The organism is Spirosoma jeollabukense (genome assembly GCF_054777855.1).
This window is the reverse complement of the sequence record NZ_BAAHAD010000004.1, coordinates 367,628-386,445: the sequence shown is the minus strand read 5'-3', so window position 1 is coordinate 386,445 and position 18,818 is coordinate 367,628. Positions and strand designations below refer to the sequence as shown.

The window sequence follows — 18,818 nt, the reverse complement described above, 5'->3', positions numbered from 1 at the left end:
ACTCTTCTTGGTTTACTGGCTCAGTCGTCCTGAAGGGTATAAAATATTTTTCACACCAATAATTTCGTCGATCTCATCCCAGAAAACGTGGTAGGCAGAGTGCGAAAACTTCTGCCTTTGATCAGGCGTTGCATTAGCCAGTAAAGACGACCAGGATAAGGGCCAGGCAATTGATCGACCATCTTCAAGTTCAAAATGAACCTGTACGTTATCAACCCGAACATTTTTCAAAATTGGCAGCTCAGCTATCGTCACCGATTCAGGCACTACGTTTGGTTTTGTAGTTGATCGTGAGGTTGTTTTTTGTGCAATAGGCTCCATACGATTCCTGAATAAGTGTCATTTGGTTTACTAACGTTGCTTCAATATCCTTCAGTTCGCGCGGCTTAAATCCTTTCGAATCAGCCAATCCAATGTTTCCATCGGCAAAAATCCAGTATTTGCAAAGTTTACGATTGCCATCGCCTACATGAAGATGAAAGGGCTCATTCAACAGATCGAACATGACAAAGAAAAAACGCAAACCAGCCTCAATAAATAAGGTTGGCATTACGCTTCTACCAGGGTTGCTTTACGAACGGCGGCTTCGATATTACCTGCCAGGGTAGCCACTTCGTCGGTGGTCCAGGTTGCGCGGATACCGAACGAGATCAATCGTCCGATGGTCGTCTGCGCGTTTGGGATATCCAGGTTGTTGTAGTCCTGTGGGGCACCGAATTTTTGAATAGCCAACGCCGAAGCCGTCCGCATCTGCTTGATATGATCCCACTGGTTGATGAAGTGATACATATTCGTGAACCAGTAGTTGAATCCACCCACGCCAGCCGCATTTAGTTCAGCGACCGTACGCTGTGCGGTTTCCGTATCGGGCATAAGTATGTTCAGGAACGTAGCAGAATCACCACTGGCATCAGGGATGCGGGCAAACGATACGCCTGGCACCTGACCCAGCGCCGACATGAGCTGGGTTTTATGGGCGTTATTGCTTCGAATGATCTCAGGCACTCGGCGGGTTTGAACCAGTCCAACTGCCGCATGGAGTTCACTAATCCGGTAGTTGAACCCTAAAATTGGGTGCTGTTCCATTCCCCGGTTAGAACCAACATGGTCGTGCCCGTGGTCTGAATACGAGTCAGCATGTTTATACGCCACTTCGTCGTTGGTAACCATGATGCCGCCTTCGCCCGCCGTTGCAATCTTGAAAAAATCGAACGAGTATGCGCCGGTTTTCCCCCATAATCCGGTCGAAGTACCCTTGTAACGAGCGCCCATGGCCTGGCCTGCATCTTCAACCAGCACTAGATTGTGCTCATTCACTACGTCCATAATTGCGTCCATATCGGCCATCTGGCCGCACATATGTACCAGGCAAATGGCTTTGGTTCTGGGCGTAATGACCTTGCGAATACCCTCTGCACTTAGGCAAAGCGTTTCATCAATATCGGCGAAAACGGGCAGAGCGCCGATCATCAGCACAGATTCAACTGTAGCGATGTAAGTAAATGGCGGCACAATGACTTCATCACCCGCACCGATTCCGGCAGCAGCCAACGCGCACAAAACGGCCGTTGAACCACTCGACACGGCATGGGCGTATTTGGCACCCACGACTTTAGCCACCTCGGCCTCAAATTCACGGGCTTTGTAAATATTGTTACGTTGCGCTTCATGATTGTAGCGAAACAGGATACCAGTCTCAAGCACATCGTTGATTTCCTTGCGCTCGGCCGCTCCAAAAAATTCCATTCCTGGCATGACGTAATCTGTTTAGAAAGTCGCTTCGGAAGTTTTCATTAAGCGACCGTTATTTTTTTACAAAAGTACGGTATTTGTTTCGTAGAGACCGCACCGGCGGACCGGCAATCCTTTGCGTCTCCTTAGGTGTCAGCAAAAAACCATCCGGGGAAGAGACACAAAGGATTGCCGGTCCGCCGGTGCGGTCTCTACAAAAGAATCAATACGGAATTCGTTTTTCCATGGCTACCCATTCCTGAAAAACAGCGTCAGCTTCGCTACGTAGCAGTTGGTGCATGGGGATATGCCGTTGTTCGCGCGGTTTATCCAGTTCTTCGTAAATAAACTGATCGTCAAACCCAGCACCGGCCGCGTCAGAATGGAAAGCACCGTAGACAATTCGGTTGGGCCGGGCCCAGTAAATTGCCCCCAAACACATGGGGCAGGGTTCGCAGGATGCGTAAAGTGTGCAATCCTCCAGTTGGAACGTACCTAAATTCCGGCAGGCGTCGCGAATCGCGACAACTTCGGCGTGTGCCGTCGGGTCATTGGTTGAGGTGACCTGATTGCACCCTCGACCCACAATTTCACCCTTGCGGACAATGATGGCACCGAATGGACCACCCTGTCCGTTTGTCATTCCGGTTCGGGCCAATTCGATTGCTTCCCGCAAAAAATATTCGTCCTGATCTATCATTTTAGCTTTTTATTAAAGAGCGGCCACATATCGTGTAACGGCCAGTTGGGCAGCACTATTTTTCTGAAAGGTAGCCGGAGCCAGGGCATCGCGCAAGGATTCGTAGAGATAGATCGCTTCCCATAAACTACTCACCAGCACATCCCGTTCGGGCATGGCTACAGTCCTGCGCAACTGCGAAAGTTCGGCCACGCCAAACGTAGTTTCTGCCCGACGAACGCCCCGCGGTAAACTCGAATTTTTCAGATGCAGCATCGGCCCAAGAACGGCGTTTCGCACAAAAGCCAGAAAATCAATGGCTTCGAAATACTCACCGCGACCAACTTTGAGGGCCGCATAGTGGGCCCAAATCCAGAAACGGTCTTCGGTCCATTGAAAGTCGAAGGGCGGATAATGCGCTGATGACTGCTGAATAATGTTCGTCAGCGTCTGCTCGCGTTCCCAGAGAACAATTGGATCTTCTACCCGATCGTAAAATTCATCCGGCGTCAAAAACTTAATGTCAACATGCAGCAACGACGATTCAAAAAGCGCAATCAACAGCCGCGGCTCACCTACATGATCCCCCCGAAAGGACGCCAGCATCAAGCCCAATCCGGCGGCATATTCCTGCATCTGAACCAGATCGGGGGCTATCTTTCGATTCGTGACCAGCACCAGATCCAGGTCTGAATAAGCATCTACTTCGCCGGATGCCCAGGAGCCACCAGCCGCTAAGCCGACCGTGTCAGGGTCTTGCTCGATGTGCTCAATAGCTTTTGTAATAAATGATTGAAAGGGCTTTAAATGGGGTTGCATTGGCCGTTGCGCCGTGTCACCGGTGCGATTAGTAAATTATCGCGAAACAACGCTGCATTTGGATTAGTTCAGCCAATACGGCGCTTCTACTTAGCGGATTGTCAGGACAACGCCTAACCCATTTTGATCAGCCGACAGCAACAAACGCTCCTGTTTGTCGCCCCGACCCTTGAAAATGAAATAGTTAACCAGATCGAATGCCAACAGGAAACCGCCCTGTGCCATGATAGATTTACCATAGCCACGCAGTTGATCAGCTTTGTCAGGCCGAGTTTCGGCTCGTTCGCGCAGATAGGCTCCGCCCACTACGTAGGCAACGTCCAGCCCCGCATTGATCAGCAAAATTTGCTTCATGTTTTCGTGTTGCCGCACGGCATCAGCCAACGTTTCACTCTCGGCGATTCGTTTTCGGGAAGCCAATAGCCCCGCCCCTGCAATGCCCAGATTAACGAGGTTCCAGTAGACGTTCATCTTATGAAAGTACTTCGTCTCGCCCGATGTCTGTCCGGCCGCAACAGCGCCAACGGCGATGTTCGCCAAGGCAAAGCTGCCGAGGGTTAGCCCCAGTGTTTTCTGGTGTTTGATACGTTGCTCGCTAAATATCTTCAGTTCCGCAGAAGGCGTACTACGTTGGGCCGTTGCGGCACTGCCCAGTAACACCGAGCCAGCAGCAAACAGAAGATGTCGGAGTGGATTCATGCGATGCGATTTCGGTATGAACCCCGTAATCAACTACGTTGTTTCAGAGCCGCTAATGCGGCCGGATCGTTTACATTCAGCAGTTCGCCGATATCAGGGGCAGTGAGTAAATGAGTGTCATTCATCATCAGAAACTTACGCGGTGACCACTGACCGATCGCAATAGCTTTTTCCATAATCGGTTTGCTGGCAGCTTCCCAAATACACAACAACGGTTCAGGAAAACGGCTGTCCGAATCAAAAAAGGCCGTAGCCACTTTTGCCGGATCACGCCCTTCAACAAGCGCGTTGAGCGAACGTGCGCTTAGTAATGGCATGTCGCAGGCGACGACCAGCCAGGCCGTTTCTGGATGTTGTTGAAACGCCGACAATATACCATTCAGCGGTCCCGGCCAATCGTAGGCATCGACAATAACGGGCTGACTCCCCGATAATACGTCAGGTTCCTGGGCTGCGTTCATCGACCAGTAAACGGTGTCGCAGTAGGGACGTAGCAGATCGGTCAGGTGTTCACGCTGGGGTTTCTGATGGTATACCAGTTGCGATTTATCCTGCCCCATCCGGGTGCTACGTCCCCCAATCAGGACTAAGCCGTTCAACTTAGTCACGCTTGAAATCTCGTTTGCCACCCGTTTTCTCCATCAACTTGGTTTCCTGAATGATAATGTCGTGCGAGAAGGCTTTGCACATATCGTAGATCGTTAGCGCAGCCACCGAGGCCCCAACCAGGGCTTCCATTTCGACCCCCGTTTTCCCTTCAGTCGAAACCAGACAATCGACAATAGCATCTGTGCCTTCGGTCGTGATGGTTATCTGGCAATTGTCTAACCCAAGCGAGTGACAGAGCGGAATCAGGTCGTCGGTCCGTTTGGCCGCCATTGTTCCGGCAATAATCGCGGTTTGAAACACGGGGCCTTTTTTCGTAACAATATCCTGTCCGGTCAGGTGTTGCATAATGTTGGGACCCAGCGCCACAACGCTCTGGGCGCGGGCCGTCCGTCGCGTAACGGTTTTGGCCCCCACGTCGACCATCGCGGGATTTCCTTCGGCGTTGAGGTGAGAAAAAGAGCTCATTTGAATGAATTATGAATTAGAAATGATGAATGATGAATAGATTGCGCTCAGGGGCCAAAATTCATCATTTATAATTCATAATTCATCATTTTTCCATGCTTTCCGTTTCCGATGCATTCGCCATTACTCAGCAGCACCTGCTGACCTTACCTATTGAAACGATTTCACTTCATGACGCACTCGGGCGTGTTCTGCGTGAGGCAGTCCATGCTGACCGCGATTTCCCGCCCTTCGATCGTGTGGCGATGGATGGCATTGGTATTCACTTTTCGGCCTATGCCGCCGGACAGCGAACGTTTCCAATTGCGGGTCAACAATTTGCCGGGCAAGCTCAACAAACCCTGACCGATGCGGCCGCCTGCCTGGAAGTGATGACGGGTGCCATGCTGCCTCCTGGCGTCGACACGGTTATTCGCTACGAAGACGTAACGGTTTCATCGGGCCAGGCCACTATAACGATTGAGGATGTTCAACAGGGGCAACACATTCACCCCCGCGCCACCGACCGCCGGGCGGGCGATGAACTGCTGTCTGTCGGTACGTTACTTAGGCCACCGGCCATTGCCGTAGCAGCCTCAGTTGGGCGTGCGACCGTATCCGTAACGAAACTTCCCCGCGTGGCGCTCATCTCGACGGGCGACGAATTGGTCGATGTTACCGAAACGCCACTGCCCTACCAGATTCGGCGGTCAAATACCTACATGCTTCGAGCCGCGCTGACATCACTGGGCATTCAGGCTACATTACACCATATCGTTGATGATGAAGCCATTCTAGCCGACCAACTGACGGCATTACTTATCGAAAATGACGTACTGATTCTGAGTGGAGGGGTTTCGGCCGGGAAAGCCGATTTTGTGCCGGACGTGCTGGCCCGAATAGGTGTTCAAAAGCGGTTTCATAAAATCGAGCAGAAGCCAGGAAAACCGCTTTGGTTTGGAACGGCACCCGGTAAAACGGTTTTTGGGCTTCCCGGCAATCCAGTCTCGACCATACTGTGTGGCTACCGCTACGTGCTGCCTTATCTGCGAGCGTCGCTGGGGCTACCACCCGTCCCCATTCATTACGCGCAACTAGCCAGGCCAGTCGTTTTCAAACCTGCTCTTACGTACTTCCTGCCCGTGCGGCTTACCTCCGAAGCGGATGGGCGAACGCTGGCTCACCCGTTGCCGGGCTCTGGTTCGGCCGATTTTGCCAATTTGCTGGATGCCAATGCGTTTATGGAATTACCCGCTGAGCGCTCGGAATTTGGTGAAGGCGAAAGTTTTCAGGTGTGGTTAACGGAATAGTTTTTTGATAGAGCGGCACGGAGTACACACAGAGAATGCACTAGAAAAACTGTGTGTACTCCGTGCCGCTCTGTTTACTACATACCGTTAGATTAGTTGTCGATTGACCTTATTTTTAGGTTTTCTACATTTGGGGTCCTTTAAACCAAAATCGTGTTTAAGACGACGTATTATGGAGAATCTTCGTGTGGCGACCGCTCAGTTTGAAAACGCAAGTGGCGATAAAAATTACAATTTAGGTATGATTCGAAAGCTCTCGGCGCAGGCCGCTCAGCAAGGTGCGCAGGTTGTGGCTTTCCACGAATGCTCGATCACGGGTTATACGTTTGCCCGCCATTTGTCGAAAGACCAACTGCTGGATCTGGCGGAATACATCCCCGACGGCGACAGCATTCAGGCATTAACGCAGATTGCCCGCGACAACGATATCGTTGTGCTGGCTGGTTTATTTGAAAAAGATGCGCAGGATCAGTTATTCAAAGCGTATGTATGCGTTGACAAAAATGGGCTGGTTGCCAAGTATCGAAAACTGCATCCGTTCATTAACCCGCATCTGTTGCCCGGCAATCAATACGTAGTTTTTGATCTATACGGCTGGAAATGTGGCATCTTAATCTGCTACGACAATAATATTATCGAAAATGTACGGGCAACGGCGCTGCTGGGAGCCGACCTTATTTTCATGCCTCATGTAACGATGTTGACGCCCTCTACCCGGCCGGGCGCAGGTTTTGCCGATCCGGCCTTATGGACAAACCGGGAGAACGATCCAACGTCGTTACGGCTGGAATTCGACGGCATGAAAGGTCGGGCGTGGTTGATGAAATGGCTACCGGCCCGCGCGTATGACAATGGCATTTATGTCGTTTTCTCCAATCCGATTGGCATGGATGATGACCAATTGAAAAATGGCTGCTCCATGATTCTTGATCCTTTTGGTGATGTCATTGCGGAATGTCGTCAGTTAGACAATGAGGTCGTTACGGCAACCTGTAATCCCGAAAAACTCCAGCAGGCGGGTGGTTATCGCTACCGCAACGCCCGGCGTCCCGACTTGTACGGCGATATCATCAGCCAGGAACATGCGTCCAACCAAAGCGTCGTCTGGATGAATCCCCCGGAAACGGAAAACCAATAAGACAGAATTTTCGTAAAGCCGGTGCCACGGTTGCCACACTATCGAAACAAAACCGTGGTACTGGTCTTGATTAAAACCCTGGAGGTCAGTTGCGCGCTGCCGACGATTTACTGGCCTGTTCGACCACTAATCCTTCGTTCGGCTTCCATTTATCGTACTCCATGTAGCAGGCGGTTTGCGTCGCAACGTCAATCCCTTTAAGTTTGGCTACTACGTGTAGCGCCCCATCAATGCCGGCTGAGACGCCCGCCGTGGTAATGATTTGACCATTATCGACAAACCGGGTATTTCGCAAAATTGTGGCACTGGGCGTGGCTTTCTGTAAGGCATCAATGTAATTATGAAACGTAGTGGCCTGCTTTCCATCCAATAAACCGGCCCTGGCCAACAGACCGGCTCCCGTGCAAACCGATAGCATGATTTCTGCCCGCTCAGCGGAGGATTTTATCCAGCTAATGAGGGGTTTATTTTCCAGAAATGGGCCTGTCTGGCCGCCGGGCAGTACGACAATGTCCGGCTTTGGGCAATCGTCGAGGCTGTAGTTGGGCAAAATTTTGATGAACCCCTGGCTGATGATGGGTTCTTTCGTGAGCGAAACAGTGTAGACAGTAAAGCCTTCTGTCGAGGCAAATACTTCGCTTGGCCCCGAGAAATCCAGCACTTCAACACCGTTGTGAATGAAGATCGCTACGTTCCGTTTCCGGTCGGTTTTTTGCTTCGAACGAACCGAATCCATCCTGGCAACACTACGTTTGATGAGGGCCATGCCGCAATGTTGACACATACCAGGGGCATCGTGCTTTTCCAAATCACACGCACTCCCGCAAGGCGCGCAGTAGTAAGCCATTGCCTCACTCGCTTTAGCGCGTTGTTGAGCATTGATTAATCCGCCAAAGGAAATGAACAGAAAGGCCAGACACAGCGACCGGACGGAGCAAATACGTGTATTCATAAGGACAGGTGTAAAGAGGACGATAAAGTTCGTACAGACGGGGTATGGGTTGATTTTTGCCAGATTCGACGTAGTTGACGGGCATCCTGAAAACCGCACTGGGCCGCAATAGCCTCCATCGTTATGCCCGGACTATTGATCAGAGTTCGGGCCAATTCCAGCCGAAGCAGGGTTGTGTAGGCGTTAATAGTCGTACCCGTTTCTTTGCGAAACGTTCGGGTCAGGTTGCGCGTACTCATGCTGGCAATTTCGGCGAGCTGGTCGAGGGTCACTTTTTCGGCCAGATTCGCAATCAGCCAATCCTGCAACTGGTGGATTGCTACGTTCATGTGATTTCGGTAATCCAGGTAGACGCTTTTTTGCGAATGCGATTCACCGCGCCGGAAGTAAACGACCAATTCCCGGGCGACTCGGGTGGTAAACAAAGGCCCCTGCTGCTCTTCCAGAATGGCCAGCGCCAGGTCAATGCCAGCTGTTACGCCCGCACTGGTGTAGATGCCAGAGTCCTTCACAAACAGCTTCTCAGGTTGCGTATTCAGCTGCGGATAAGTCGTTTGCAACTCATCCAGCCGCTTCCAGTGAGTCGTGCAGTTACGACCATCCAGCAACCCGGCCTGGGCCAGCATAAACGCTCCCGTACAAACCGAGCATAAATAAACGCCCTGCTCGTGCTGACGCCGAAGCCAGTCGAAAAAAGCGCTTCCTTCCTCTCTAAACTGAGCCGAACGTATATACTCCATATCCATTCCAGGCAGAAAAATGCAGTCGCCGGGCTGCGTCGAAACGGCCTCAAAAGGCAACACCGATCCAAAACCCAAGCCTGCTGAACTGGTAACAGGCTGTTGGAAAGAGCAGTACGTTAGTTGATACGAAGCTCCGTACTCTCTGGCTTCGTAAAAAACCTGGACAGGGCCTGTCAGGTCCAGCACATGAACCCAGGGCGGCACAACAAAAACAACCTGTATAACGCGCGACATCGGATGAGTGAGCTAGTTTGTAAAAGTACGGGGTATTTTTATCCTCAGTCAGCCAATCACCGGACATTTTGGGCCACCTTCTAAACCATGATTTTCGCTACCATGTAGCCGTCCTGATCGAATGCAGGAATAATACAAGCTACGTGAAATGCACGATCTGCTACGTCATCCGGCATTACCAGCGAAAACGCCTATCTTTGCAGTCGATTAATTATTTATGAACGCTACGTTTGCCAACGACCTATTTCGTCAGAGTATTCAGGATTATCACCTGACCGATCACGTCGACACGCCCCTTAACAATCCGTTTTCGCCCAGCGATATTGCCTCTTTGCTGTATCAGAAAAACTGGATCGATACGGTACAATGGCATCTGGAAGATATTATCCGCAGCCCAACCATTCGTCCCGATGAGTTGGTCGCGATTAAGCGCCGGATTGACCAGTCGAATCAGGACCGGACCGATATGGTAGAGCAGATAGATGCCTGGTTTTCTGAGCAATTCCAGGGAATTACGCCTAAGCCAGCGGCCCGGATGAATTCTGAAACGCCTGCCTGGCTCCTCGACCGGATGTCGATATTACAACTTAAGCTCTATCATTTTCGCGAGCAGGTTGACCGGCCTTCGGTTTCGGACGAACACCGCCAGAAAGCAGTACAAAAACTCGCTGTGCTACTCGAACAGGAGGGCGATCTGGCCCGCTGCTTTGATGAACTACTGGAAGACATCCGCAACGGCGACCGATACATGAAGGTGTACCGGCAAATGAAAATGTATAATGATCCCACGCTCAACCCGGTGCTTTACAGCAGTCAGGAATAGCCAAGTATGAAGCAACTGCTTCTTCTCCGATTTTCGGCCATGGGCGATGTGGCCCTGTTGGCGCCTGTAGTTCAGGCATTCACGCTACGTTACCCGAACACGGCCATCACCCTGGTGACGCGGCAGAAATTCGCCGTTTTTTTTGAGCAATTTCCTAACGTCCGCATCATTGTCGCTGATTTCGACGGGCGCCATAAGGGGTTCGCCGGTTTGCTACGTCTGTTTGGTGAACTTCGGCCGTTAGGGCCATTTGAGGTAGTTCTGGATGCCCACCAGAATCTGCGCTCGGGCGTTCTGAAAAGCTTGTTTAGGCTGGCTGGTGTGCCATCGGTAACGATTGACAAAGGTCGATCGGAGAAAAAAGAGCTGACGCGAAAGGAGCATAAAATTCGGCGGCAGTTGCCGCATTCTGTCGAGCGTTATGCGCGTGTGTTTGATGAAGCAGGCTTTGTGCTCCAGCCCGATCGTCCGTTTCAATTTCCCCCGTTCACGTCGGCTGAAGATGAACTTACTACGTTCCTGAACCGCCAACCCATTCCTGTCAATACGCCTTGGCTCGGCATTGCTCCGTTTGCGCAACATCCGCAAAAAATGTGGCCATTTGACCGGTTCGCTTCCCTGCTCGAACAACTGTATGACCAGCAACCGCTTACGATTTTCCTCTTCGGTGGTGGCCCTTCAGAAATCGCACAACTTGAGACACTACGTCAGCGGTTTCCGCAGACGATACTCGTAGCTGGGCAACTTTCTATGGCTGCCGAATTGGCCCTGATACGCCGACTGAACGGGATGTTGTGCATGGATTCGGGGAATATGCACCTTGCCGCCTTGAGCGACGTACCGGTGCTTTCCATCTGGGGAGCCACTCATCCCGACGCAGGTTTCGGTCCGTGGGGACAGGGTGACGAAGCTATTCTTCAAATTCCAACCGATGTACTAACCTGCCGCCCCTGTTCGGTATTCGGGAATAAGCCCTGCTGGCGGGGCGATCTGGCCTGCCTGAATGACATTTCCGTGGAAGCAGTAGCCACCCGTGTTCGGCAGCTGCTTACCACACGCGACTAGCTCCTACGTTAATGAGCGTGTTCACGATGAAGGCCAGCCCGAACGACAGCGCTACCGAAAACTCAGGCAACAGAAAGGCTTGCAGAAATAGAAACGTAGTGAATCCCAGCAACCCAATAACCAGGCCACGTAGCGTTGTGATGGCAGCGTTACTTCCCTGAAGTGTATGCGAAAAAATAGCCAGAACGGATGTCATAATCGGAAACGGCGTTAGAATGCCACTCCAGTTTGGCCCCAGCACGCTGGCTAATCCGGTGATGATCAGTACAAACAACGTAGCAACTGTCATCCGAATGGGAATGTCGAAGGGCAAGCGTCGGGTGCTGGTTACCTGACCGGTTGGTTTAGGAAAAAACCGCAGTGCCAGCAAGACACTAATTATTACAAGAGGATAACTTACCAGCAAATCTAGTTGTAAATAATTGAAGAGCAGGGCGGTGACGGTGTAAATTATATACGCCAGCAGAAGGGTTGGCAACCAGGTTAGTTTCCGGGAAAAGGCTGAATAGCTGAGGCAGAAACTTATTAAAGCCAGAATGCCCGTCATCACGCCCTGAATCGAATGAATGCCGAAATTCTTACCCTGTTCAAGAATGAAAAACAGGAGGATGGGTCCGGCCGTCCAGGGCATACTGCCAATCAATCCTCCTATTTTATTTCCCCATTTTCGAATCGCCAGTGTCACTAACGCAATAACGGCAGGAATGATGGTTACTTTAATAAGGAGAAGATTCATTCGTGTGCGTACAATTGGCACGCAAGTTAGCTATTGCTTTATGAATTAGTAAATGGCCTAATGAATTTACGTATGGTCAGCTATATCTGAAGTAATTTTTGAAAATTAAACTGGACAACCGTTAATTTTTAGCTGGCTGCTTTTTACCCGTACCCAGCCATAATAAACTATCAATAATTAATTGATTCTGCGTGTCACTTTCAAAGGTAAATGACAATTCTTTATCGGTTTTATTTTCGTAGTCAATATCATTATGACCCATATTTAAATAGATCATTTTATACTTTTTATTTGTCCATACTACCGGGTAATAACCGCTGTGCCAGATCTCGTGCAATTTCGGTCCGGTGCCTAATGGAAAACTTGTCGAATCAATTGAAACCAGTATGTCTATATTGGAATTCGTACGTAAATCGTTCTGCCATTTGTACCATTCATTCGGTGCCGATTTAAACGTAGCGGGCAGATGCTTCGTAGCGGGATGCTTTCGATCTTCCACCCGCAAAATAGCCGATGTAGGCCGCCAGGTGTTACTTACGTACGATCCCGATCCTAAAAACTCCTTGTGATACCAGTCCCAATTCTGCGGATATGCAGACGGCGTCAACGCAAAAGCCGCAAAATGACAGCCCATCCAGGCACCACCCGTTTCCATATATTTCTGGAAAGCGGCCCGCTGTTCAGGCTTCTCAGGGCGCGTATCTAAAAAAATCACGACTTGATAGTGTGATAGAAATTCAGCGTTAAGATTATTCCAGTTTGTCGTCGAATCGTACGTAAAATTATTCGCAGCGGCTACCTTCGGAAACCATCGATTTGCTTCATGCACATAACTAATATGTGCCTTGTCATTTTTAGCTGTGTAAAAAGCAATAACGTTGAATTTGGAATTATTTTTTTGCGCCTGAACAGTAGCAACAAAACAAAGGAAGAGAAAGGCAAGAAGCGGGATTATTTTTTTAGCGGATTGGATCATAATTTCCGTAGACTACTACCTGATGCTACGTAACAAAAACACTACATCAATGGCCTTTCAACGTAGCTTTATTTTAACTACTCAAAGTTCTTTTTCTTCGTTCGCAGCTCTTTCACTTCAAAGTCGAACGGAAGATTATTCATGCACTTGAAGTGCTTCATGGGGCAATTATTCGAACCTGTAGCTGAACAGGGGCGACAGCCTAAGCCAGAGGCTTCGAGCCTGACATGGGCCGTTTTGTAGGGATAAAACCCAAATTGGGGCGTTGTGCTGCCCCAAATAGAATAGACCTTCTTACCCAGGGCCGCGGCTATGTGCATAAGGCCCGTATCATGGCTGAATACCACGCGTGCCCGTTGCAGTAATGAGGCCGACTGATTGAGGTTGTAGTGGCCGCAGGCATTGTAAATTTGCCGTTTGCCCAACGCCTTCACGATTTCTTCGCCAGTTTTCCGGTCAGTCTTATCACCCAGCAACACAACCGGGTAATTTATTTTATGACAAAGTTCAATCATGCGTTTAAGCGGCAACCGTCGGGTCTGGTGCTGACCACCAATGGCATAAGCTACAAAGTCGTGCTGGTGTGTGGTGGGAAGCCAGTCTGTTTCGACCTCATCTTTATAGGGGATAATATAGTCCAGCCCCCGGCCATCGTTCTCAACGCCTAACGGGTGAACGGTTGCCATCATACGCTCCACGATGTGCTGATCTGCCAGCGCATTTATTTTCCAGCGAACATAAAGCCACTGCCGAAACGACTGTGTTTCAACACTGAAGGATCGAACCGCCAGCGACGCTTTAATCAGCCCTGTAAAAAAGTTATTCTGGAGGTCGATAACGTAGTCAAACTGGACAGCACGGAGTTGGCGAATTAGCGCATATGTATTACCATCCAGATAGTGTTGTTCCTTGATATATGGGTTGTACGCGATTGCTGGTGCATAGCTCCGTTTTGTACAGAAATGTAGCTCGGCATTGGGAAGTTGCTTCTTCAGGCAACGGACGACAGGCGTTGTCAGTACAACATCGCCAATGGACGCAAATTGTAGAACCAATATCCTGATCGACCGAGTCATGCTCCTATCCTTTTTACAAAGCTATTTTATTTATAGCAAGCCGCCAAACCAATCAGTTAGTCCACCAACGCGGTTTAGTTGGCGTTCGATAAAGACTATTCTCGCACACGACACAGCTGGGATTAGTTGGATAAGGCACCACTACCGGTAAATCTACCGTAGGTTCACCCTGCCCATCACTACGATCTACCAGCAGGTAACTTGCCGATAGGCCTGTAGCGCCAAAATAGCCATATACTGACTCATTTTCTTTGTTGGTACAACGCATATTACCCTTCACCGTCGATGGCGCAGCATCAAATAGCCCCCCCGTAGTTGACGTTAATTGCTGAACACTTTTCCAGAACTGATAAGCCCCCTTACTAAGGGCCTGTTGCTCAATTTCGATGTAATAACGGCTTTTGGAGGTGAAGGGCACCTGGGTTATCAGTTGACGACTAATGGCTTTACCATTGATATTCACGTCGGAATTAATGTTGATACAGGTATAACAGCGACTGATATCCCAGCATTCTGAGCAACAAAGAATACCCGTGTACATATTCTGACCAAGAACAAACGTTTTCCGGCAGACATCAGTGAAGGCATAATGGGTCCAGCTCCATTTGTAATAATTACCCAGGGTATCCGGGTCTTTTGAATCTAGAAAAACAGTCCAGCTTTGCTTGCCTGCTGCAATGCCCGAAGGTGGTGTGTAGTTTGATTCATAGTATAATTTTTGAATGGCAGGTGCAGTCGATAAAACCTCCTGACTCGACTCGTAACTCGTTCCTGTTTTTGTTTGAACCGTCAGTTTATAACTACGGCCTGCTATACCACGTATACCGGCCGCACTGGTCTGATACGTACCACCCGGCGACTGTTCTTTCAGGATTTCTTTATTTCCCAGATTGTCCGAAATAGTTACTGTAGCACCCGTTTCGAGCAGATTCAAACTTTTGTAGGAGTAGTCGGCAGTCCGGGTTAATTTAATGGTGTAAGGGCCCGGCTGATCGGTAATCTGACCTTCTACTACCAGCGAGCTTACATTGCTGATAGTATCTGGCTGATAAGGCGTTATGCAGGAAACAGCACTAACCAGAATCGTTAGTATAGTGGCCCATAGTCCCTTATTTATCCTGGTAGCCTGCGTAGTTTTTCTCACGATCTGTTAAAATTGCCACCAGCGGGGTTTATTTGGTGTCCGGTATTGATTGTTTGCACAAACGGCACAGGGGGCCATCGGATTCACGATGACCGGGTCAACTGAAGAAACGGGTGGTCCAACGGCTTCGCTCCGGTCAAGTAGCAGGTATCCAATCGATTCGCCGGCCGCCCCGAAATACCCATAAACTTTCAGATTGGGATCCGATGTTGCGTGTATATTTCCGCCAATACTTCCTGGGGCCGCATCGAACAGCCCACCCGTATTTTGCACTTGTTGCTTGGCCGTCTTAAAAAATTCATAAATACCTTTACTAAGCGATTGTTGCGTTATTTCGACGTAGTAGCGGGTACTGGCCTCATAAGATACCTCCTGAATAAACTGACGACTAATCGAATTGCCATTCACATTCGCATCAGACAGAATATTGATGCAGTTCGAGTAGCAACGAGTAATATCCCAACAGTTTGAACAACAGGGAATACCCATAGGTAAACTTTGACCCACTGATGATACTCTTTGACAGACCTCAACAAACTCGTAGTGTGCCCACTCCCAGCGGTAATAATCACCGGTTGTTGCAGGGTCTTTCATATCAATATATACGTTCCAGGTATTGGCTTTCCCATTGTTGATCGCTCCAGGAACATACTTATACTCATAGTAGATTCGATCAATAGGTGGCGCGGCTTTCAGCAACTCCGGATCGGATTCATAAGTCGCCCCACCTTTCGTTTTAATCGTCACTTTGTAGGTTCGTCCCACTACGCCCCTAATACCTGTGGAGCTGGATTGATAATTCCCACCGGGCGACTGTTCCGTCAAGGTTTCCTGATTGCCAAGGTTATCCGAGATAATTACTGTAGCGCCCGTTTCCAGCAGGTTCAGGCTTTTGTACGAAAAATCGGCAGTCCGGGTTAGTTTGATGGTATAGGGTCCCGGCTGATTCGTGATCATTCCCTCAACAATCAACGATGGCGGAATGCTGACGGTGTCAGGACTATAGGGTGTTATGCACGAAACGACCATCAGTAGGCAGAGCAGCACTTGAGCACAGACAAATACCGAAAGTCTCATCAGAATTTAAAATTATAGGTCAGCGATGGGAACGCGGTTCCGAAAATGGACAGCTTGTAGGCATCTGAGGAGGAAGCTGAACTTAGCTTATAAAAGATTGAGTACGCATTTTTGTGGGCGTAGACGTTATAAACCGAAAAAACCCAACTGCTCTGGTTCCGTTTTTTCTTGAGCGGGTTTTGCTCAAATGTCATGGAAAAATCGAGCCGGTGGTAGTCGGGAACACGCTGCTGGTTGCGGTCCAGATAAATAGGCACCAGTACCCCCGCCACACTGGCAATGGCCGACGGTTGGGTGGTTGGCCGACCGGTGCTGTAAGTAAAATTGAATGACATACTAAACCAGGTCGTTGGGCGATAGGTAGCCAGAATGTTCAGGGTGTGGGGTTTATCGTAGTTAGCCGCATAAGCCAGCCCATTGTTCACCCGTTCGTTGGTGTAGGGACCGTTCATGGTCAGAAAAGTCCGGGCGTACGTATAACTCATAAAACCCGTCCAGCGACCCTTATTTTTACGTAGCAACCCTTCAAAACCATAGGCCTGTCCAGTACCCTGTACAATCTGGGTTTCAACCGCTTGCGCCAGTTGTAGCTCGGCCCCATCGCGGTAGTCAATGGCGTTGGTGATGGTTTTATAGTAAACCTCCCCCGACGCTTCTATGGCATTATCGATCGTATTACTGAAATAGCCTAACGACCACTGATCGGCAATCGTTGGCTTCGTATACAGGTCACTCAGGTGCCAGCGCGATGTTGGCAGAGCCGCCGTTGTGTTCGTTACCTGCTGAATATACTGACGCAATCGGCTGTATCCCGCCTTGATGGCCCGCCCCTCTCCCAGCGACCAGCGAATGGCCAGTCGCGGTTCCAGTCCACCCGCCGTATGGTAAATTTTACCGGTTCCGTATGTTTGCGTCGAGGTGACGGTTTCGTCCTGGGGCGATCCGTTTTCCTGATACGTTCGCACGGTTGCCGGTCCCCGGTTTAACAGCGTCGAGTAACGCAGTCCGGCAATAACCGCTACGTCCGAACTCAACTTCCATTCGTCCTGAACGTAGGCAGCCAGTTCGTAGGCCCGTTCGCGGTCAAGGTCTACAGGCAGCACATTTGAGTTCGGTCCGGGAATTCTGGTGTTGGGTTGAACCAGATAGTCAATCGCACTGATGCCCGCCTGCCACTGGTGCGTTTCGTTGGGCGTGTACGTCAGATCCGACTTAATCTGCCGGTGCCAGACACCAGACTTCAAATCAAAAGCATTAGACGAATCGGCAGAGGACAGGTCGGCCTTGTAGTGACTCAAAATAACCGCTGTGGCCAGATTTACCTGCTTGTTCATGAAGTAATTCCAGTGCAGCGAACCGTTTGTTGTCTGGTAGTTGAACTTCGTCGACGACGCGTTTATTTCCTGCCCCGACAGCGAATCCGATGCGAGTTTAAACACATCGGTACTTACGTAGCCCGTTAGCGTAATTGTGTTACGTTCGTTTGGTTGATACTTGAGTTTGGTTGTCAGGTCATAGAAATTCGCTGTCGTACCACGCAGATTCGGGGGTGCCAGCTTGAACAGAAAATCATTGAATGAACCGCGCGCTGCGGCCAGAAACGACAACTTCTTTTTGATAATTGGCCCCTCGACACCCAGTCGGCTCGAGATGATGCCAATGCCTCCGTTGATACCCCATTTGTCGGCATCCGGCTCCTTGATTTTCACGTCCAGTACCGACGAGGCTCGGCCTCCGAACGCAGCCGCAACGCCACCCCGATTCAAGGTTACGTCGCGCACGACGTCGGGGTTAAAGACGGAGAAAAAGCCCATCAAATGGCTCGAATTGAACACGGGTGCATCGTCGAACAAAATCAGGTTCTGATCGGCACTACCACCCCGGACGTTGAAACCAGGTGCGCCCTCGCCCACTGTCGTCACCCCCGGCAGCAGCAACAGGCTCCGAACAATATCCACTTCCCCCATCAGGGGTGGAATGCGTCGAATGCTACGTATAGTCAACTGCGATACACCAATTTCGATCTTGCGCACGTTACGGTCGGGCGTCTCACTCGTGACCACGACCTCTTCCAGATCTTTAGTATCATCTTCCATTATAATCTCGCGGAAGAGTGTTTTTTCGAGGGAAATCGTATCCTGACGGGGTCGGTAGCCAATATGGGAGAACCGAAGAATGTAATTACCGGGTGGCAACTGCACAATGTAAAACCCATCTTTAGCCGTTACGTACCCTTTCGATACGTTCAGCACAACGATATTGGCTCCCTGAATGGGTTTACCCGTTTTGGCATCCCGCACGTAACCTGTCGCCGAAAATGTGCGTTTAGGTTCGATTGGGGTTGATTTTTGAGCTATTCCTTCGTTGAGCAGAAAAAACGAAACTACCAGTAAACATATAAAGCGCATAGAACCGGGTTTAGGAAGCGCAGACTTTGCAAATAAGCATGTATCAATGGATTACTATCAATGGTATAAAGAAATAAGTCGGCTGATTTACCCTATTACTATCGATCATTAACCGACAATTAATTCTCCTTTTTAGTCTATTTATGTATTTATTC

The 18,818-nt window shown here is 49.8% G+C and carries 20 protein-coding genes; 4 read left to right on the top strand and 16 right to left on the bottom strand.

Features of this window, described 5'->3' with window-relative positions; genetic code table 11:
- Nucleotides 1–12: 12 nt before the first annotated feature.
- The 8 genes from ACYVEA_RS18505 to moaC form a co-directional block, all read right to left on the bottom strand.
- A complete protein-coding gene (locus tag ACYVEA_RS18505; protein WP_461114915.1) occupies nucleotides 13–267 on the bottom strand; it encodes a DUF2442 domain-containing protein in 255 nt (84 codons plus the stop codon).
- Nucleotides 260–550, bottom strand: coding sequence for a DUF4160 domain-containing protein (locus tag ACYVEA_RS18500; RefSeq protein WP_461114914.1), 291 nt, complete (start codon nucleotides 548–550; stop codon nucleotides 260–262). Before ACYVEA_RS18500 ends, ACYVEA_RS18505 begins: the two co-directional genes overlap by 8 nt.
- Nucleotides 550–1,755 (bottom strand): DegT/DnrJ/EryC1/StrS family aminotransferase, encoded by a 1,206-nt coding sequence (locus ACYVEA_RS18495; protein ID WP_461114913.1) that lies wholly within the window; start codon nucleotides 1,753–1,755, stop codon nucleotides 550–552. The genes ACYVEA_RS18500 and ACYVEA_RS18495 overlap by 1 nt, the downstream gene beginning before the upstream one ends.
- A 199-nt stretch (nucleotides 1,756–1,954) precedes the next feature.
- Nucleotides 1,955–2,431 carry a nucleoside deaminase gene (locus ACYVEA_RS18490; protein WP_461114912.1) on the bottom strand — a complete coding sequence of 159 codons (477 nt, stop codon included), beginning with the start codon at nucleotides 2,429–2,431 and terminating at the stop codon, nucleotides 1,955–1,957.
- A gap of 12 nt (nucleotides 2,432–2,443) precedes the next feature.
- Entirely contained in the window at nucleotides 2,444–3,229 is a 786-nt protein-coding gene (locus tag ACYVEA_RS18485) for a nucleotidyltransferase domain-containing protein (protein WP_461114911.1), read from the bottom strand.
- 90 nt (nucleotides 3,230–3,319) lie between these two features.
- Nucleotides 3,320–3,928, bottom strand: a complete 609-nt coding sequence (locus ACYVEA_RS18480) for a DUF6992 family protein (RefSeq protein ID WP_461114910.1) — start codon at nucleotides 3,926–3,928, stop codon at nucleotides 3,320–3,322.
- A 29-nt stretch (nucleotides 3,929–3,957) separates the two neighbouring features.
- Nucleotides 3,958–4,536 carry an NTP transferase domain-containing protein gene (locus ACYVEA_RS18475; protein WP_461114909.1) on the bottom strand — a complete coding sequence of 193 codons (579 nt, stop codon included), beginning with the start codon at nucleotides 4,534–4,536 and terminating at the stop codon, nucleotides 3,958–3,960.
- The gene (gene moaC / locus ACYVEA_RS18470; RefSeq protein WP_461114908.1) at nucleotides 4,529–5,002 is read right to left on the bottom strand and encodes a cyclic pyranopterin monophosphate synthase MoaC; all 474 of its coding nucleotides are present in this window, start codon (nucleotides 5,000–5,002) and stop codon (nucleotides 4,529–4,531) included. Before moaC ends, ACYVEA_RS18475 begins: the two co-directional genes overlap by 8 nt.
- A 95-nt stretch (nucleotides 5,003–5,097) precedes the next feature.
- Between moaC and ACYVEA_RS18465 the strand changes: the two genes are divergently transcribed.
- On the top strand, nucleotides 5,098–6,291 hold the full coding sequence (locus tag ACYVEA_RS18465; RefSeq protein ID WP_461114907.1) for a molybdopterin molybdotransferase MoeA: 1,194 nt from the start codon (nucleotides 5,098–5,100) through the stop codon (nucleotides 6,289–6,291).
- Between the two features lie 172 nt (nucleotides 6,292–6,463).
- Nucleotides 6,464–7,429 (top strand): nitrilase family protein, encoded by a 966-nt coding sequence (locus tag ACYVEA_RS18460; RefSeq protein ID WP_461114906.1) that lies wholly within the window; start codon nucleotides 6,464–6,466, stop codon nucleotides 7,427–7,429.
- 85 nt (nucleotides 7,430–7,514) lie between these two features.
- Here the strand turns inward: ACYVEA_RS18460 and ACYVEA_RS18455 are convergent, their stop codons facing one another.
- Nucleotides 7,515–8,381: a DJ-1/PfpI family protein gene (locus ACYVEA_RS18455; protein ID WP_461114905.1), complete on the bottom strand. Its 867-nt coding sequence runs from the start codon at nucleotides 8,379–8,381 to the stop codon at nucleotides 7,515–7,517.
- On the bottom strand, nucleotides 8,378–9,358 hold the full coding sequence (locus ACYVEA_RS18450; protein ID WP_461114904.1) for a GlxA family transcriptional regulator: 981 nt from the start codon (nucleotides 9,356–9,358) through the stop codon (nucleotides 8,378–8,380). Before ACYVEA_RS18450 ends, ACYVEA_RS18455 begins: the two co-directional genes overlap by 4 nt.
- 217 nt (nucleotides 9,359–9,575) lie before the next feature.
- Here ACYVEA_RS18450 and ACYVEA_RS18445 point away from each other — a divergent pair, with 217 nt between their 5' ends.
- Nucleotides 9,576–10,181 carry a DUF4254 domain-containing protein gene (locus ACYVEA_RS18445; RefSeq protein ID WP_461114903.1) on the top strand — a complete coding sequence of 202 codons (606 nt, stop codon included), beginning with the start codon at nucleotides 9,576–9,578 and terminating at the stop codon, nucleotides 10,179–10,181.
- 6 nt (nucleotides 10,182–10,187) lie between these two features.
- A complete protein-coding gene (locus tag ACYVEA_RS18440; RefSeq protein WP_461114902.1) occupies nucleotides 10,188–11,246 on the top strand; it encodes a glycosyltransferase family 9 protein in 1,059 nt (352 codons plus the stop codon).
- Here the strand turns inward: ACYVEA_RS18440 and ACYVEA_RS18435 are convergent.
- The 6 genes from ACYVEA_RS18435 to ACYVEA_RS18410 form a co-directional block, all read right to left on the bottom strand.
- Nucleotides 11,230–11,982, bottom strand: a complete 753-nt coding sequence (locus tag ACYVEA_RS18435) for a hypothetical protein (RefSeq protein WP_461114901.1) — start codon at nucleotides 11,980–11,982, stop codon at nucleotides 11,230–11,232. The genes ACYVEA_RS18440 and ACYVEA_RS18435 overlap by 17 nt on opposite strands.
- 121 nt (nucleotides 11,983–12,103) lie before the next feature.
- The gene (locus ACYVEA_RS18430) at nucleotides 12,104–12,958 is read right to left on the bottom strand and encodes a ThuA domain-containing protein (protein ID WP_461114900.1); all 855 of its coding nucleotides are present in this window, start codon (nucleotides 12,956–12,958) and stop codon (nucleotides 12,104–12,106) included.
- Nucleotides 12,959–13,035: 77 nt separating this feature from the next.
- Nucleotides 13,036–14,034, bottom strand: a complete 999-nt coding sequence (locus ACYVEA_RS18425) for a glycosyltransferase family 9 protein (protein ID WP_461114899.1) — start codon at nucleotides 14,032–14,034, stop codon at nucleotides 13,036–13,038.
- 52 nt (nucleotides 14,035–14,086) lie between these two features.
- Entirely contained in the window at nucleotides 14,087–15,178 is a 1,092-nt protein-coding gene (locus ACYVEA_RS18420; protein WP_461114898.1) for a DUF4249 domain-containing protein, read from the bottom strand.
- Between the two features lie 6 nt (nucleotides 15,179–15,184).
- The gene (locus ACYVEA_RS18415; protein ID WP_461114897.1) at nucleotides 15,185–16,255 is read right to left on the bottom strand and encodes a DUF4249 domain-containing protein; all 1,071 of its coding nucleotides are present in this window, start codon (nucleotides 16,253–16,255) and stop codon (nucleotides 15,185–15,187) included.
- On the bottom strand, nucleotides 16,255–18,663 hold the full coding sequence (locus tag ACYVEA_RS18410; protein WP_461114896.1) for a TonB-dependent receptor: 2,409 nt from the start codon (nucleotides 18,661–18,663) through the stop codon (nucleotides 16,255–16,257). Before ACYVEA_RS18410 ends, ACYVEA_RS18415 begins: the two co-directional genes overlap by 1 nt.
- Nucleotides 18,664–18,818: the final 155 nt, after the last annotated feature.